Annotated in this window: 16 protein-coding genes, 1 tRNA gene and 4 pseudogenes; 7 read left to right on the forward strand and 14 right to left on the reverse strand. The window is 58.4% G+C overall.

Features of this window, described 5'->3' with window-relative positions:
- The first annotated feature begins 98 nt into the window (after window positions 1–98).
- Window positions 99–1247, forward strand: coding sequence for an L-threonine dehydrogenase (yiaY, locus tag QNH97_RS06745; RefSeq protein ID WP_283556150.1), 1149 nt, complete (start codon window positions 99–101; stop codon window positions 1245–1247).
- Here the strand turns inward: yiaY and QNH97_RS06750 are convergent.
- Window positions 1244–2407 carry an MFS transporter gene (locus tag QNH97_RS06750; RefSeq protein WP_283556151.1) on the reverse strand — a complete coding sequence of 388 codons (1164 nt, stop codon included), beginning with the start codon at window positions 2405–2407 and terminating at the stop codon, window positions 1244–1246. The genes yiaY and QNH97_RS06750 overlap by 4 nt on opposite strands.
- 12 nt (window positions 2408–2419) lie before the next feature.
- The gene (locus QNH97_RS06755; RefSeq protein WP_283556152.1) at window positions 2420–3655 is read right to left on the reverse strand and encodes an aminotransferase class I/II-fold pyridoxal phosphate-dependent enzyme; all 1236 of its coding nucleotides are present in this window, start codon (window positions 3653–3655) and stop codon (window positions 2420–2422) included.
- Window positions 3656–3843: 188 nt separating this feature from the next.
- Here QNH97_RS06755 and QNH97_RS06760 point away from each other — a divergent pair.
- The 4 genes and pseudogenes from QNH97_RS06760 to QNH97_RS06775 all read left to right on the forward strand — a co-directional run.
- Window positions 3844–4005: pseudogene (locus QNH97_RS06760) on the forward strand (glutathione transferase); the annotation flags it as partial.
- Window positions 4006–4122: 117 nt separating this feature from the next.
- On the forward strand, window positions 4123–5472 hold the full coding sequence (locus QNH97_RS06765) for a sensor domain-containing protein (RefSeq protein ID WP_283556153.1): 1350 nt from the start codon (window positions 4123–4125) through the stop codon (window positions 5470–5472).
- Between the two features lie 345 nt (window positions 5473–5817).
- Window positions 5818–6321 (forward strand): DUF4142 domain-containing protein, encoded by a 504-nt coding sequence (locus QNH97_RS06770; protein WP_283556154.1) that lies wholly within the window; start codon window positions 5818–5820, stop codon window positions 6319–6321.
- Window positions 6322–6398: 77 nt separating this feature from the next.
- Window positions 6399–7307 carry an SDR family oxidoreductase gene (locus QNH97_RS06775; protein ID WP_283556155.1) on the forward strand — a complete coding sequence of 303 codons (909 nt, stop codon included), beginning with the start codon at window positions 6399–6401 and terminating at the stop codon, window positions 7305–7307.
- A gap of 48 nt (window positions 7308–7355) precedes the next feature.
- On the opposite strand, the gene QNH97_RS06780 is transcribed toward QNH97_RS06775, so the two are convergent.
- Window positions 7356–7760 carry a low affinity iron permease family protein gene (locus QNH97_RS06780; protein WP_283556156.1) on the reverse strand — a complete coding sequence of 135 codons (405 nt, stop codon included), beginning with the start codon at window positions 7758–7760 and terminating at the stop codon, window positions 7356–7358.
- A gap of 174 nt (window positions 7761–7934) precedes the next feature.
- Here QNH97_RS06780 and QNH97_RS06785 point away from each other — a divergent pair, with 174 nt between their 5' ends.
- Window positions 7935–8081 (forward strand): hypothetical protein, encoded by a 147-nt coding sequence (locus QNH97_RS06785; protein ID WP_283556157.1) that lies wholly within the window; start codon window positions 7935–7937, stop codon window positions 8079–8081.
- A 23-nt stretch (window positions 8082–8104) separates the two neighbouring features.
- On the opposite strand, the gene QNH97_RS06790 is transcribed toward QNH97_RS06785, so the two are convergent.
- The 5 genes and pseudogenes from QNH97_RS06790 to QNH97_RS06810 all read right to left on the reverse strand — a co-directional run bounded on the left by QNH97_RS06790 (window position 8105) and on the right by QNH97_RS06810 (window position 10212).
- Window positions 8105–8515, reverse strand: a complete 411-nt coding sequence (locus QNH97_RS06790; RefSeq protein ID WP_283556158.1) for a type II toxin-antitoxin system HicB family antitoxin — start codon at window positions 8513–8515, stop codon at window positions 8105–8107.
- A gap of 40 nt (window positions 8516–8555) precedes the next feature.
- Window positions 8556–8732, reverse strand: a pseudogene (locus tag QNH97_RS06795) (type II toxin-antitoxin system HicA family toxin); the annotation flags it as partial.
- A 269-nt stretch (window positions 8733–9001) separates the two neighbouring features.
- Window positions 9002–9361, reverse strand: coding sequence for a helix-turn-helix domain-containing protein (locus QNH97_RS06800; protein ID WP_092204408.1), 360 nt, complete (start codon window positions 9359–9361; stop codon window positions 9002–9004).
- Window positions 9358–9483, reverse strand: a pseudogene (locus QNH97_RS06805) (type II toxin-antitoxin system HigB family toxin); the annotation flags it as partial. The pseudogene QNH97_RS06805 and the gene QNH97_RS06800, both read right to left, overlap by 4 nt.
- A gap of 99 nt (window positions 9484–9582) precedes the next feature.
- Window positions 9583–10212 (reverse strand): LysE family translocator, encoded by a 630-nt coding sequence (locus tag QNH97_RS06810; protein WP_283556159.1) that lies wholly within the window; start codon window positions 10210–10212, stop codon window positions 9583–9585.
- A 145-nt stretch (window positions 10213–10357) separates the two neighbouring features.
- Between QNH97_RS06810 and QNH97_RS06815 the strand changes: the two genes are divergently transcribed.
- Window positions 10358–10834 (forward strand): Lrp/AsnC family transcriptional regulator, encoded by a 477-nt coding sequence (locus QNH97_RS06815; protein WP_283556160.1) that lies wholly within the window; start codon window positions 10358–10360, stop codon window positions 10832–10834.
- A gap of 285 nt (window positions 10835–11119) precedes the next feature.
- Here the strand turns inward: QNH97_RS06815 and QNH97_RS06820 are convergent, their stop codons facing one another.
- The 6 genes and pseudogenes from QNH97_RS06820 to QNH97_RS06845 all read right to left on the reverse strand — a co-directional run.
- The gene (locus QNH97_RS06820; RefSeq protein ID WP_283556161.1) at window positions 11120–11473 is read right to left on the reverse strand and encodes a hypothetical protein; all 354 of its coding nucleotides are present in this window, start codon (window positions 11471–11473) and stop codon (window positions 11120–11122) included.
- A 266-nt stretch (window positions 11474–11739) separates the two neighbouring features.
- Window positions 11740–11813, reverse strand: a tRNA-Gly gene (locus tag QNH97_RS06825).
- A gap of 163 nt (window positions 11814–11976) precedes the next feature.
- Window positions 11977–12861 carry an alpha/beta fold hydrolase gene (locus QNH97_RS06830; RefSeq protein WP_283556162.1) on the reverse strand — a complete coding sequence of 295 codons (885 nt, stop codon included), beginning with the start codon at window positions 12859–12861 and terminating at the stop codon, window positions 11977–11979.
- Window positions 12862–13172: 311 nt separating this feature from the next.
- Window positions 13173–13865, reverse strand: coding sequence for a 16S rRNA pseudouridine(516) synthase (locus QNH97_RS06835; protein WP_283556163.1), 693 nt, complete (start codon window positions 13863–13865; stop codon window positions 13173–13175).
- 35 nt (window positions 13866–13900) lie between these two features.
- Window positions 13901–14119 (reverse strand): cysteine-rich CWC family protein, encoded by a 219-nt coding sequence (locus tag QNH97_RS06840; protein WP_283556164.1) that lies wholly within the window; start codon window positions 14117–14119, stop codon window positions 13901–13903.
- A pseudogene (locus tag QNH97_RS06845) lies at window positions 14112–14729 on the reverse strand (GGDEF domain-containing protein); the annotation flags it as partial. The pseudogene QNH97_RS06845 and the gene QNH97_RS06840, both read right to left, overlap by 8 nt.
- Window positions 14730–15001 lie beyond the last annotated feature (272 nt).

Here is a 15001-nt window from a genome sequence, read left to right on the forward strand (position 1 = left end):
TTATCACGACCCAATCTTGAGCCAGATCAAGATACACCGCGACTACTCGGTCATTCTGTAGAGCCTGCCGATCCGGCCTCTTCCTGGAGCATGACCCCATGAGCAGTACTTTCTTCATTCCCGCCGTGAACATCATGGGGCTGGGTTGCCTCGATGAAGCCATGACCGCCATCCGCAACTACGGCTTTCGCAAAGCGCTGATCGTCACCGACGCGGGGCTGGCCAAGGCCGGTGTCGCGAGCATGGTGGCCGGAAAACTGGCGTTGCAGGACATCGATTCGGTGATTTTCGACGGTGCCAAGCCTAACCCGAGCATTGCCAATGTCGAGCTTGGACTGGGGTTGCTGAAGGAGAGCCAGTGCGATTTCGTCGTGTCGCTGGGCGGTGGTTCGCCCCACGATTGCGCCAAGGGCATCGCGTTGTGTGCCACCAACGGCGGCCAGATCCGCGACTATGAAGGCGTCGACCGCTCGAGCAAGCCGCAATTGCCGTTGATCGCCATCAACACCACGGCCGGTACCGCCAGCGAGATGACCCGTTTCTGCATCATCACCGACGAGACACGTCACGTGAAAATGGCGATTGTCGATCGCAACGTGACCCCGTTGATGTCGGTGAACGACCCGGCGCTGATGGTGGCGATGCCCAAGGGCCTGACGGCCGCCACGGGCATGGATGCACTGACTCATGCGATCGAGGCGTATGTATCCACTGCCGCCAACCCCATCACCGATGCCTGCGCGCTGAAGGCCATGACCCTGATCAGCAATAACCTGCGCCTGGTCGTGCGCGACGGCACCGATCTGACGGCGCGGGAGAACATGGCCTACGCACAGTTTCTCGCGGGGATGGCGTTCAACAATGCGTCGTTGGGTTTTGTGCACGCGATGGCTCACCAATTGGGTGGCTTCTACGATTTGCCTCACGGCGTGTGCAACGCGGTGCTGTTGCCTCACGTGCAGAGCTTCAATGCCTCGGTGTGCGCTGCTCGCTTGACCGATGTGGCCAATGCCATGGGCGTCGATACCCGTGGGTTCAGCCCGGAAGAGGGCGCCCAGGCCGCCATTGCGGCGATTCGCAGTCTGGCCCTTGACGTCGACATTCCGGCCGGTTTGCGTGACCTGGGCGTACGCCTCAACGACGTACCGGTATTGGCCGTCAACGCCTTGAAAGATGCTTGCGGCCTGACCAACCCACGAGCGGCGGATCAGCGGCAGATCGAAGAGATTTTCCGCAGCGCGTTTTAAGCCACCCGGGGCGGCATGAGCCTTACGCAGAGCATCGCCGTCGCCCCCAGCAGCGCGCACAACGCTGCCAGCGGCCAGGCCTGTTGGCTCAACAACAGGCTGGCCATGGCACCTATCACCGACGCCATCAGTTGATGCAGAAAACCGCTCAATGCCATGGCGTAGGCTCCGGCTACCGGTGAACCCTCGTTGGCCAGGGACAGGCTGATGGGGTAGTTCAACGACTGGCCGAACACCGCGAAGCAATACGGCAACCAGAAGAGCAACGCGATGCTGCTCAGGGTGAGGCTGCCTGCCAACATGGTCGCGCTACCGCCCAGCACCAGTGCGATGCCCCATCCCATCATCCGCCGTTGACCGGTGCGCAGCACAAACGCATTCACCGCCAGCGCGCCGAGCAGATACGCGGCACTGATTGGCCAACCCAGCAAACCGTACTCAATGGGCGACCAATGAAAGCTGTCCTGCAGAATCAGCGGCGCCGCGGTATTGAAGGCGACAATCACGCCGTAACCCAACCCCCCCGCCAATGCCGGCAGCAGAAAACCACGGCGCGTGAGGATCTGCCCGTAAATACGCCACGCTGATTGCCCGTTGTGGGTGTGCGTCATTGCGGCAAACCTGGCCCTGGACACTGCCAGCGCCATGGCCAGGCTGACGGCACCCAACCCATAGAAGATCGCTTCCCAGCCGAACGCAGCCTGGATCAGCGAGCCCAGGTACTGGCCGATGCCGAGGGCTATCACGAAGGCGATCGATATCCAGGACAGCGCCTTGGCCAACAGGTCACCGCTGAAACTGTCGCGAATCAATACCCGCGCCATCACCGAAATACCGCTGGCGCCGATGCCCTGGATCAACCTGAGGGTCAGAAACCCTTCCACTGTCGTGCCCAACGGCAGGGCCAGGTTGCCCAGGCCGTACAACCCCAATGCCGCCAGCAAGACCGGTTTGCGCCCCAGGCGCTGGCTCAGGCTGCCCCACAGCAACATGGGCAGCGCCATGCCGACCAGGTACACCGCCAAGCCCCAGGACACCAGGGACGCGTCGGCCCCCAGATCCCGGGCGATATCAGGCAGGGCCGGCAAATAGATGCTCATGCCCAGTTGCGCCAGGAAGACGGTGGTGCAGGTGACGATCAGGGTTGTACGGTTCTTCATCAACGACTCGTTTCAAAGGCGGATATCACGCCCGTGTGCCAGCAGCAGCTCGGTAATCCGTTCGCAAAATGAGCGAATCACATCAGGCTCCATATCGGCGCGCAGAGTGACGCGGATGGCGGCCTTGCCTTGTGGCACCACGGGAAAAAAGACCGCTGAGGTGAAATACCCCAGCTCGGCCAGTTCGACCGCCACACTGTTGGCCAGGGTGGCTTCACCGCAGGGCATCAGACGGATCGCCATGGGGCTGGCGTGCTGCTCGGTACGAACCAGGCTGTCGAAGAGGCAGATATTAGCCTGCAAACGCTCCTGCAGGGCGCTGAACTCTCGGCTGCGATGCAGGCGGATCGAGGCCATGCCCGCGCCAATCGCCGCTGCATTCAGGCTTTGGGACCAGTTGCTCGGCCCTCCGTAACGCTGCACCAGCGCCTTGTGCCGTTCACTGCCGAACATGGCCAGCCCGCCACTGGCCCCGAATGATTTGGCCAATGAGGCGACAATCAGGGTGCGCTCGTCCATCGCATGGAAACGCGAACGAACCAGGCCAGCGCCGCATTGCCCTACGGTGGACAGCGCGTGAGAGTCATCCAGATAGAGGAACAGGCCATAACGATGCTTGAGGTACAGCAGGCTATCCAGGTCCGCCACTCCGCCCATGCTGTAGGCGCCGTCGGCCACATAGGCCACGTTACGCTGTTGTTTGCACACGTCTTCGAGGAAATCCATGTCGTTGTGCGGGCTCGTGATGACCTGGGTTTCATCGGCGCAGGCGGCCTTGAAGTGGTTCATCGAGTAGTGGGCATGTTTATCGAACACCATCACCGGCGGGCGATTTCCCGTCAGTACGCCGCTGGCCAGCAACGGTAGAATCCCGGCGCTTGCTGCGCTGCAAGACAAGGCACTGAGGCAACTGGCGCCAAACAACTCTGACAATTGGGTTTCGTACTGGTCCAGGATCGCCAGCTTGCAGCGATTTTTTGAGTTGGCGACACGCAGGGTGCCGGTTTCCCACAGCGCCGCCATGGCGCCATCGAGCAACGCGGGGTGGTAATCCAGGCCCAGGTAGGACGTGGTACAGAAGTGCTGGAAGGTCCGGCCGTATTGGTCAACCAGGACATTGGGCGTCTTGACCTCGACGTTCAGCCCGGAGATTTTCCCGGTTTCAGCGCTCTGCCAGTCCTGGTCTGCCAGGGAAATGACCTTGCGGTAGTTGGTGAAGAGATGCCGCGATTGTGCTGTCTGGTTCATAGTGCGATTACATTCCTTGGTTGAGTGTTGCTGTCCGTGGGTGTTTCACTTTCTGTGTGTTTCCAGACTTTACAGATCGTAGGGCAGGGCTTTGAATCGGCCGTTTCTGGCATGCTTGAGTGTTACTGGAGACTTCTGTGTAGGATCTTGCCTAGGAGCTTGGGCGGGGAATCCATTTGCGGCGTCGGAGCTTTTATTTTCTCCACCCGGACGGGCACAAACTCGAAGTCCACGTGGGGGAACTGGCGTCTCGGCTGAAGGCCCGTAGGCAGGCGTCTTATGCCGGGATGGCGTTTTTCCGATCCGTGAACCTTGAATTAGAGCCACGGGATCGAGTTGCTGGCCGGTGATCTCCTCCAGCTTTCCTGATCGCCTGCGCTATCCTCATGGGTATCATGCTGTGCATCGCGTGCCGGCCTGTACGCAAGTTTGCTCACCGCTGCACTATTTGGATGACCTCCAGCCCCATGGACACTCGAAGTTCCGCGCCGTTGGCCAGTTACCTCGACCTTCTGCTGGACGCTGTGTGTGCCGTCGAGGGTCAAGGGCGTTTCGTGTTTGTCAGTGCCGCTTGCGAACGCATTTTCGGCTACACCCCGCAGGAATTGATCGGCCGGCCAATGATCGATCTGGTGCACCCTGCCGACCGCCAACGGACTCTCGAAGCGGCGCGGGAGGTCATGGACGGCGAGCCCAAGCTCAATTTCGAGAATCGCTACCTGCGCAAGGACGGTGGGGTGGTGCACATTCTGTGGTCGGCGCGCTGGTCCCCCGTGGATCAATTGCGCATCGCCGTGGCGCGGGACATTACCGAGCGCAAGCAGGCCGAGTCCCGACAAGCGGCGCTCTACGCGATTTCCGAGGCGGCCCATGCGGCGGCAGATCTGCTGGCGTTGTTCAAACGCATCCACCTGATCATTGGCGAGTGGCTGCCGGCGCTGAATTTTTCGGTGGCGTTGTATGACGAGCAGTGTGCGCAACTCAACTTTCCTTACCACGTCGACGACCTGGAGGGGCAGTCCGAACTGCCGGGCACGGTGACCGGGCGTTTGTGCGCCGAGGTGATTCGCAGCGGCCAGCCGATCCTGCTGACCCCCGGTTCCAGCCAGTTGCCGCCAGGGTTTGGCGACCTCGTGGAGCAGCCGGACGCGCCTTGTTGGCTGGGTGTGCCGTTGAACTCCCAGAATGGCACGATCGGCGCGCTGATTGTAAAGAGCGCCCCACACCACGAACGCTATACCGAGCAAGACAAGGAACTGCTCCAATATGTCTGCGCACAGATCACCATCGCCGTCGAGCGCCAGCAATTGCACGCCCGGCTGCAACACATGGCGCAGTACGATCAACTGACCCAGGTGCCCAACCGCACATTGTTGCGAGACCGGTTCAAGGACGCACTGATCAGCGCCCGCGCTGCATCAGGGCGCATGGCCTTGTTGTATATCGATCTCGATCGCTTCAAGCAGATCAATGACACCTACGGCCACGGGGTGGGCGATATGCTCTTGCAAGCGGTGGCCAGTCGGCTCAAGGGTTGTATACGGGACACCGACACCGTAGCGCGTATTGGTGGCGATGAATTCGTGGTCTTGCTCCATAGCATCCAGAGTCTGGAAGATGCCCAGCGCGTTCAGGAAAAAATCCGTCATGCGCTGGCCCAGCCGCTACGACTGGACGGGCATTGCCTGCGCATCGAGCCGAGCATCGGTGTGGCCTGTTTCCCCGATCATGGCACCGAAGATGTGGCGCTGTTCCGCCACGCTGACGCGGCGATGTACGCGGCCAAACGGCATAATCACAAAGCGTTCGGCATCTGACTGCGCATCACCGTTCGTCGTGGCGCCGGATGTTTGATCAAACCTTTCAACCTCTGATCCTTTCAAATAATAGGCGAGCCCTGCTTGACCCGATCCGTGAAACAGGACGGCCAAACCGCGTCTGGTTCATGAAGCGGTGACCCAGGAAACGTCGTCCACAATCGAACGAAGGTGCCTGAAACGGGTCGCAACAGAGGGAGAACCACCACCACGACCGACAAGATGCCCGTCGAAAGCCGAAATTGGTTATCAAACTGGGTCGGATTTTTCACAGGATCGTCTCAGGTGGTTCTGATTCATAGGCGGGGAAACCTGCTGCAACTTTTTTCAGAGGAGGGCGTGATCATGAGCCGGATGGCCATCTTTTTACGCACCAGCAGTCTCGTCGTGTTGATGGGCCTGGGTGCCAACAGTGCCTGGGCCCAATCACCTGCCGAATTCATCAACGATGCATCGGCCAAAGGCATGGCCGACATCGAGGCCAGTCGCATGGCCCACGGGAAAGCCGAATCCAGGGAGGTCAAGGATTACACCATCATGGTGATCAATGATCGCACCACGGCCAATCAACATCTGGCCAAGATTGCGAAAAAACTCGACTTGCCCGTCGCGCCTCGGGAAGAAGTGGATGACAAGGCCAAGACTCTGATGCCGCAGGTCCAGGAAGGCGAGTCGTTCGAAGCTGCTTATGCCGCCAGCCAGGTCAAGGCTACCGAGGAGGCCATTGCGCAGATCGAGCAGCAAGCCCAAACCACCGAAGTGCCGGAGATCAAGGCGTTTGCCGATGAAACCCTGCCTAAATTGCAGACCCATCTTGAGATGGCCAGGGCGCTTCAGGCCAGTCGCTGATTCGCAACCCCCCTTACATTCCGGTCCGGGGCGTACACGCCCCGGCTTATCTTTGCCCGCCGAAAAGGAGAAGTTCGATGTCCACACACCGAGAACCCAACCAATACGCGATGCAGAACCCGCTGACCCAGTATCCGCGTCCACCTTTCCCCGACCAGCCGCAGTCGCCGCCGGGTATCGATCAGGACATGGTGCCCAAGCCCGATCATGGCGAAAAAAGTTACCAGGGCTTCGGCCGCCTGCAGGGACGCAAGGCGCTGATCACTGGCGGTGACTCCGGCATCGGCCGTGCCGCCGCCATCGCCTATGCCCGCGAGGGCGCAGATGTAGCGATCAACTATTTGCCCAGTGAAGAGCGAGATGCGCGGCAGGTCATCGAACTGATCGAAGCCGAAGGCCGCAAGGCGATCGCAATCCCCGGCGACCTCAAGGATGAAGCCTTCTGTGTTCAATTGGTGAGGAGTGCCCACGAGCAATTGGGTGGCCTGGATATTTTGGTGAACGTCGCCGGTAAGCAGGAAGCGCAAAAAGACATCGCCGACATCTCCACCGCGCAATTCGACGACACCATGAAAACCAACATCTATGCGATGTTCTGGATCTGCAAGGCAGCAGTGCCGCTGATGCCGGCGGGAGCGACGGTCATCAACACGGCGTCGATCCAATCCTACGATCCGTCCGCGACGCTGTTGGATTACGCCACCACCAAAGCGGCCATCGTGGCGTTCACCAAGGCGCTGGCCGGGCAGGTCATCAGCAAGGGCATCCGGGTCAATGCCGTGGCACCGGGGCCGATCTGGACCGTGCTGCAACCCAGCGGCGGACAACCGCAGGAGAAAATTCCTACCTTTGGCGCCCAGGTGCCGATGAAACGTCCAGGCCAACCGGCCGAATGTGCGCCGCTCTATGTATTGCTGGCATCCCAGGAATCGAGCTACATCACTGGAGAAGTGTTCGGCGTGACGGGCGGCAATCCGCTGCCCTGATGCATGACCGGACCGCGCGAGTGGCACGCCGCCACTCGCGCGCGTCTCTCAGCATTGGTTCAGATCGATCTTGGTTTTTTCTTCCAGACCTTCAAGACTTTTGACTTCATTCTGGCCCATGGCTTGGTAGTGCTTCCTTAGCGCCTCCAGTTGCTTGAGGTCCAGGGATTCGAGTCCGAGCATCGCGTTTTGTGCATCTTTAGTTGCTCGCAATAACTCGTCGATCTTCAGGTGCAAGATGTCGGTATCGCGGTTCTGCGTGTTCTGAATCAGAAACACCATCAGGAAGGTAATAATCGTCGTCGAGGTGTTGATGATCAGCTGCCACGTGTCGTTGAACTGAAAGAAAGGCCCGCTGATGGCCCAGAGCACCAACAACCCGATGGCCCCCAAAAAGGTCTTGGGGCTCCCCGCCCAGAGGGCCAGTTTTTGTGCGACTTTTGCGAAGGTCATTGCTGTTTTCCTTGTGGGATACACCTGTCTGGTGAGACAGCAATGAGGTGGTGAAAATTCTGCTTACATTTGAGGTGCCATGGTCATGCGAACGTTTATCGCCCCGGCCGAAGACTGCCGCAACATTTGCTGTGTTCGTGGGTCACTCGTTAAAGCCCTCAGCTGGAGTACGCCATGAACCTCACTCGCACCTTCTGCCTCGCCTGTTGCCTGTTTGCCTTGCAAGGCTGCTTCGACAACTCGGGTAACGAGACTAAAGACAATACCGATGGCACCAAGTCTTCGGTGCAGATGCAGGAGTCCGGGACGGAGAAAAAATAGACGACCCGCAGGCATCGGAGGGGTCAGCGCCCTTGCTGCAATACCTTGAGAGCAGCAGAGGCGAGGAACCCTGACCGGCTTTTCTCTTCAGGGTGGTGCAACACATATTCATCAATACGGTTCAGCAGATAGCCCGGCAAAGTGATGTTGAGCTTCTGCGCCTTGCCCAGGTACTTGGTCACATCAATGTCCACCAGCGCCCAAGTGCAGCCGGCATATTTTGGATTGGCCGCATGCAGGGTGACGGTGTTGGCCGGCGGAATCGCCGAGCCGTCCTCAGCCAGAATTTCGAAGTGCCCCTCAATGGCCTCACGGGCCATCGCCATGGCGTCGTCCAGATCGTCGCCTGCGGAGAAGCAACCGGGAATATCCGGCACTTCAACACCCCAGGCGTGCTTGTCATTGCCCATGGAAATCGCAATCGGGTAAAGCATATTCATCGTCCTCCGGGAACGCAGGGCAACGGGCCGGCTGAAGCAGCGCCTGTTGCAAGATACTGATGGCCGTTTTTTTGAGCAGGTCCTTCTTCGGATGAGGAACCGTGACCAATCCCGGTTTGGTGGGGTGCTTGAAGTGATGGTGACTGCCCCGAACCCGCACCAGATACCAACCGTCCGCAATGATCTGGCTTATCAAAAATCGGCTATTCACAACACCTCCGTGTGGTGTGCTTGGTGGGTACTATACCTACTGAAATTTAATGATCAACACTATAACCACCAAGAGTGGTGCTTGCGGGTGGGTGAGCTGATTTCAACGAGGTGTAGAAGCCGCACCCGGTAAGGATTGCGGGGGAGAGAGAGTGAGTTATTTCGGGATGTGATGAGGGTGGTGGTGACTAAAACGAGGACATGAAAAACCGGTCACGATGGACCGGCTCTATTTGAGATGTTCATGGGATTGGTCGATGTCGTCACGTATTAGGCAACGTCCGCCAAAAGGCTCTCGTAAGGGATTCGCAATCCATCGTGAAGGCGTTTAATCATCGCCAGACTCAGTTTGCGTTTGCGGTTCAGCACTTCAGATACACGCCCGCTCGAACCGAGGAACGGTTCCAAGTCGCGCGCGGTCAAGCCTTGCTGATCCATCCGGAATTTGATGGCCTCAATTGGATCGGAAGGCGGCATTGGGTAGTGCTCGTCCTCATATTTTTCGATTAGCAAGGCAAGGATTTCCAGCTCATCGCCTTCAGCCGAACCGACGTCAGCACCCCAGAGTTGCTCGATGCGCGCAAAGGCTGCATTCAGGTCGTCTTGGCTGCGAATGGGCTTGATGTTCATACGGTCTCCGCATTGATTTGGTCGTACTGGGCATGGGTTCCGACGAACCGGACAAAACCGAGCTGACGCTGATAGTCGATCGCCAGAATGATTCGGTATTTGTTACCGCCGAATAATGCCACGTGGCGAGGGAGCTTGCTCCCGCTGGGCTGCGTAGCAGCCCCTGGTTTCAGCCCCGTTCGCCTCGCTCCAGGTGTCCGTCCGACCAGCTTATCCAGGCACTAGGCCTGCTGCACAAACGTCAGCCGCACAGCAAACCCAATCAAAAGACTCCCAAACAACCACTGTTGCACGCGCTGGGCCGAAGGCGAACGCTGAAGCCAGCGCCCAAGCGCGACACCTACCAGCGCATAGGCGCTATCAAATAATAAACCCACACTGACCAGCACCACGCCCAGGGTCGCAAACTGCCCCAGCACCGGTCCCCCCTGTGGATCGATGAACTGCGGCAACAGCACCGAGCAAAACAACAGTGCCTTGGGATTGAGCAAATTGGTTAGCAGACCGCGCCGAATCGCCTGGTACCAACGCCGCTTTCCGGCCTCGACACCGGCACCTTCAAAACTCGGCAACAACGTGGTCCTTAAGCATTGAAAACCGATCCATAACAGGTAGGCAGCCCCGGCCAGGCGTATCGCGTCAAAGGTCCAGGGCGCGGTCTTGAACAATGCCGAAAGCCCCAATGCGGCCAGCGCGACATGACATCCCCGGGCAACGCCGAGGCCCACTGCCGTCGCCAGCGCCGCGCTCTTGCCCTGGCGGGCACCGGTTTGCAGCAGCAGAATCATGTCCGGCCCGGGCAGCAAGTACGCCACCGTCAACGCCATCAGGAACAACCAGAGCTCTGCCATGCCACACCTCCCTTCATCGACGATTCAGTCGTGTCAGTCTAGGGCTGAGGGGCAGGGCAGGTGGTTGCGAAGTTAGCTTCTAAAGCTCAGGAAATTGGCATAACCTGCCATACACTCATGTCATTCCATCGGAAAATGCCAATTCATGAAACTGGATGCCTTCGATCGCAAAATCCTCGCCGCGCTGCAAAGGGACGGTCGCCTGAGCAACGTGCAACTGGCCGAAGAAATCGGCCTGTCCGCTTCCCCGTGCCTGCGCCGCGTGCGGATGCTCGAAGAAGCCGGAGTGATTCGCGGATATCAAGCCGTCCTCGACCGCGACGAAGTGGGCCTCGGGCTGACGATTTTTGTCGGCGTGAAGGTTGAGCGGCACAACGACGAACGAGCCGAAGCATTTCGCCAGGCGGTCACGGCGTTGCCGGAAGTGATTTCGGCGTTCCTGGTATCAGGCGAGTCGGATTTTCTGTTGCAAGTCGTGGTGCCGGATTTGCGCGCCTATGACCGCTTCGTCACCGGGCATTTGTTGAAGCTGCCGGGCATAAGTGACATCCGCAGCAACTTTGCGATTAATACGGTGAAGACGCCGGGGGCGTTGCCGTTGGGGCATTTGCCCGGGACCTGAGCAACGCACGACACAAATAGGCGGCCAAGCTACAAAAAGCAAACTCCGGCGTCAGGGAATCGTTAGTGATGTCCCACACCCAAAAATGCCGACCCGGCACACCCATGATTTGTGAGTTATCGATCACTCGGCCCTGTGCGACCTCATCGGCCGTTATGACCTCAAAATCCTATTTGGGCGAGTTGGTGGTTACGTCGTACTGTCCAGCTTGCCGCTGTATTTTTGCCTGGCTCAATCTTTATTTTGTAATCAGTACTCATCGCGGTTATTCCCGGAACTGTGCCTTCATTTCTTCGCAGATGTCCATCGTCCTTGCTTACCTGAGCGCAATTTTCCGGCGAGCCATGACAGCGTTATCGCCGGAATTGAGAGAACGGCCGCGTAGATGATACCGACACCTAGCAACGGGGATGTACCAGAAATCGCCAAAACCACTGGGATCTGAGAGAGCATGACGATTCCGCCTGCGGACCACTGGGAGCTTCTTAGCACTGCTCCAAGGATCACTGACAAAGCTAGTGCGGCGGGATAGATGATGGTCCAGTAACTAGCCAGGTCCCAAGGCTCCTCAGCCCCTGTTATTGCTGAAACAACAGTCCAGAAAAATAGGGACACAACGCAGGTAGCAATGAATGCCATGAACAATTCCTAGACCTTCGGAGCAAATCGGCTTTGGTCGTTATCGTAACGGTGGTTGATGGTCCAGTCTTTTTATTTTGTTCTTAACTACCCAGTGGAGTGGAAATGGGGACGTATTTATTTTGGACGGAGACGGGGGAGCCATCTATCTGCGCTCGGAGATCCCCTCACACTTCCCCAAATATCAGCCATAAAAAAACCGGCCACCATGGGCCGGTTTTTTAATCCCCCGTCAAAAAACATACGACGCGGTACCAGAATTCGATTGGAGCGGGTGAAGGGAATCGAACCCTCGTTATCAGCTTGGGAAGCTGGAGTAATGCCATTATACGACACCCGCTCAGAGCGGCTGACTTTGTACCAGATGTGGCCACGGATTTGAAGTTTTTCTTTACGTACGGCGAGGTCACTCGTCTACGCAAGTCTCAAACCAGAGCGGTCGTTCGCGGGCAAACCCCGTCGCTGAAAGCGCAGGGTGGGGGCTTGCTCGCGAAGACTCGGTTTCAGATAGCCAGTGCATGGGAGCCCTGTACGTAGCTGTAGCGCGGTCGACTTTCGTGGTGGGTCGGTTGCAGGAAGTCCATCAGGGCGTTGCGGCTGTCCCGGCAGGCGGCTTTGTGTTCCATGTCCAGGAAGTGCCCGGTGGCTTGCAGTGTGTTGAAGCTGCTGTGCTGCACGTGCTCGGCAAAGAGCTTGGCGTCATCGGCCGCGGTGTATTCGTCCCATTCGCCGTTCAGGAACAGCACTGGCACGTTGATTTTTTTCGCAGCGTTCACATAGCACAGCCGGTCGCTGTGGAGCACATCGCTGATATGAAAATGCATCTGCCCGTACTCATGCTCGGCCAGGCTGCTGACGTGGCGATAGTTGAAGCGCTTGAACAGCGGCGGCAGGTGTTTGCCAATGGTGCTGTTGACCAAGTGCCCGACACGGTCGCCGTCCAGGCTACCCAAGTAATCCACGCCGCGCTCCAGGTAGTCGCGCATTGGCGCATTGAGTACCGGTGAGAACGAGCTGATCACCGCTTTTTCGATGCGCCGTGGGCGTTGCGCCAAGGCGGTCAGCGTGGCGGCGCCGCCCCAGGAAAACGACAGCACATGCTCGGCGGCAAAGTGATCGATCAGTTCCAGGAGGATCTGGCCTTCGACCTCTTTCGTCAGCATTTTCTCATGCCGGTTGTGGGCTTTGGACTTGCCCGCGTAGGGCTGGTCGTAGAGCACGACGTTGAATTGTGGGTAGAGGTTTTTGGCGGTCTGTGCAAACGACGCAGTGGTGGCCATCGAGCCGTTGACCAGAATGATGGTCTTTTGTGCGGCGTCTGCGCGATAGAACTCCGTGTAAACCCGATACTGACCCTGTATATCCAACACAGCGATTTCTGGCCTCATGTCATAAGACTCCTGGCAAGCGGGTATGCGCGCAATGAGATTGCACGAGCAATGTGACAGGTAGGCATACGCCTGGAAGATAAGGCCCATGTCGATCCAAAGAAGACGGTCGACGGGTGTTGTTATAGGCGGGCAGTCTGCCGGAGGGATAAGGCGGAACCTGAGGGTTCGAGCCGGCAAAAAGTTTCTTGGAAGTATGTTGTGACTCATCGGTCACATTTCGGCCGACGGTTTGATTCAAGCAGGGGGGCGAGGGTTGTGCAAGTGCCTATTTGAAAATTGTTCGACACTTCTGCCCGACGGTCATCGACTCAGATCAGGCTGATCTCTTCAGGCGTCAAGGCGCGGTACTGACCGGGCTCGAGGTCGGCATCCAGCAGCAGTGGCCCCATGCGTTCACGGTGCAGGCGCAGCACCTTGTTATCGAAGTGGCCGAACATGCGCTTGACCTGGTGATAGCGTCCTTCAACGATGCTCAGTCGCGCTGATTTTGGCCCCAATAGCGCCAGCTCCGCCGGCTGGGTGGTGAGGTCTTCGAAGGCAAAGTACAAACCGCGGGCGAAGGTGACGGCGTATTCAGCGGTGATGGCTTGCTCGGTTTCGACGTAATAGACCTTGGGCAATTTGGTCTGCGGTTGAGTCAGGCGCCGCGACCAGTTGCCATCGTTGGTGATCAGCATCAGTCCGGTGGTGTTGAAGTCCAGGCGTCCGGCGATGTGCAGGTCGTCCTTGTCCGGTTCATTCAGCAGGTCCAGCACGGTGCGGTGCTGCGGGTCGCGGGTCGCGCTCACGCAGCCGGGTGGCTTGTGCAGCATGAAATAGCGCGCTGGTCGGCCCGCTTGCAGCACTTCGCTGTCTACTTCGACGCGGCTGAACTCACGCACTTGTGCATGGGAATCGCTGACGGCCTGACCGTCGATTCGCACCCGACGTTCCACCAGCATCAGTCGGACCTGTTGGCGATTGAAACGCGGCAAATTGCTGAGGAAGCGGTCAACACGCATGGGCAGTTCAGGCAAGAGAACGGAGGGCGCGCATCTTACGCGATCGGCCGGGGCTTGGCTTGCAGTTGGTCTTGGACCTGGGCGCAGCGCGGGCACAGGCAGGATTGATCGCGCAGTTCGGCTGGCAAGGCCTCCAGCACGGCCGGGTCGATACTCACGCCGTAACACCAGCAGGCTCGGTCGACGGTTTTCGGATTGGCCAGGGTGCAGTCGTTGGTGGCGCCGCAGGCTGGGCAAAGCTCAGGATTATTCATAGCTGGAGTGAGGCGATTCCACGCAGGTTCGGTTGCGTCCGGTCTGCCGGGCGCGTTGCAGCGCATGATCGGTCCGCAACAGCAGACTGTGCAAGACGTCTTTATCCTGCAAGGTGGTGAGCCCAATGCTGACAGTCACCAACAGTTGTTTGCCACTGCAGAAGTAGCGCTGTGTTTCGATGCGTTGACGAATTTTCTCGGCGATGTTCAGGCCGGTCTTTCCATCGGTGTCCTTGAGCAGTACGACAAAGGCCTCGGCACTCCAGCGACACACAATGTCCGATTGCCGCAGGCTTTCAGTCAGGTCGCGAGCGAGCCCGGCCAGCAGTTGATCGGTGGCGATGTGACCGTGACTGGCGTCCAGCCGCTTGAAATCATCCAGCTCCAGCAACAGCGCGGTCATAGGTTTGGGTTCGCGCTGGGCTTCGTGCAGGGCTTGCACCGCCAGCAGGTCGAAACCGCGGCGGTTCGGCAGTTCGGTCAGGCTGTCGAGAATGGTTTGGGCGTCGATGCGGTGTTGGTAGTCATTGATCATTCGATACAACAGGGCCAAAACCGCCAACGTCACCAGCAGACCCAGCAAAAGATTCAGGTACAACGCCTTGAGGATGTTGTCCCGTACCGAAGTATGGGCTGCGTAATAGCCCAGCAATGAAATGATCAGGAAACCTGCACCAAGCAGCGCCACCACGGCCAGCAGCGGCTTGCGCTGGGAATACAACGGCAAACGAAGCGACATGGCGATTCCCTTGGCTAGGACCCAATGGAGTCAGTTTAGTGGCCTTGTGGGAAAAGGTGCTCGGATTTGTAGGGTTTGTCGGATTGTGGCGAGGGAGCTTGCTCCCGCTGGGCTGAGAAGCGGTCCCAAAAAGCGTCTGCTTC

This window comes from Pseudomonas sp. G2-4, assembly GCF_030064125.1.
GTDB lineage: Bacteria > Pseudomonadota > Gammaproteobacteria > Pseudomonadales > Pseudomonadaceae > Aquipseudomonas.

Bases quoted from the DNA above. Each gene is read 5' to 3' on its own strand.
- QNH97_RS06765 (WP_283556153.1), top strand. From the start codon at position 4,123: ATGGACACTCGAAGTTCCGCGCCGTTGGCCAGTTACCTCGACCTTCTG.
- QNH97_RS06780 (WP_283556156.1), bottom strand. From the start codon at position 7,760: ATGACCTTCGCAAAAGTCGCACAAAAACTGGCCCTCTGGGCGGGGAGC.
- QNH97_RS06785 (WP_283556157.1), top strand. From the start codon at position 7,935: ATGAACCTCACTCGCACCTTCTGCCTCGCCTGTTGCCTGTTTGCCTTG.
- QNH97_RS06835 (WP_283556163.1), bottom strand. From the start codon at position 13,865: ATGCGTGTTGACCGCTTCCTCAGCAATTTGCCGCGTTTCAATCGCCAA.
- QNH97_RS06810 (WP_283556159.1), bottom strand. From the start codon at position 10,212: ATGGCAGAGCTCTGGTTGTTCCTGATGGCGTTGACGGTGGCGTACTTG.
- QNH97_RS06840 (WP_283556164.1), bottom strand. From the start codon at position 14,119: ATGAATAATCCTGAGCTTTGCCCAGCCTGCGGCGCCACCAACGACTGC.
- QNH97_RS06830 (WP_283556162.1), bottom strand. From the start codon at position 12,861: ATGAGGCCAGAAATCGCTGTGTTGGATATACAGGGTCAGTATCGGGTT.
- QNH97_RS06790 (WP_283556158.1), bottom strand. From the start codon at position 8,515: ATGCTTTACCCGATTGCGATTTCCATGGGCAATGACAAGCACGCCTGG.
- QNH97_RS06815 (WP_283556160.1), top strand. From the start codon at position 10,358: ATGAAACTGGATGCCTTCGATCGCAAAATCCTCGCCGCGCTGCAAAGG.
- QNH97_RS06750 (WP_283556151.1), bottom strand. From the start codon at position 2,407: ATGAAGAACCGTACAACCCTGATCGTCACCTGCACCACCGTCTTCCTG.
- QNH97_RS06820 (WP_283556161.1), bottom strand. From the start codon at position 11,473: ATGGCATTCATTGCTACCTGCGTTGTGTCCCTATTTTTCTGGACTGTT.
- yiaY (WP_283556150.1), top strand. From the start codon at position 99: ATGAGCAGTACTTTCTTCATTCCCGCCGTGAACATCATGGGGCTGGGT.
- QNH97_RS06775 (WP_283556155.1), top strand. From the start codon at position 6,399: ATGTCCACACACCGAGAACCCAACCAATACGCGATGCAGAACCCGCTG.
- QNH97_RS06755 (WP_283556152.1), bottom strand. From the start codon at position 3,655: ATGAACCAGACAGCACAATCGCGGCATCTCTTCACCAACTACCGCAAG.
- QNH97_RS06800 (WP_092204408.1), bottom strand. From the start codon at position 9,361: ATGAACATCAAGCCCATTCGCAGCCAAGACGACCTGAATGCAGCCTTT.
- QNH97_RS06770 (WP_283556154.1), top strand. From the start codon at position 5,818: ATGAGCCGGATGGCCATCTTTTTACGCACCAGCAGTCTCGTCGTGTTG.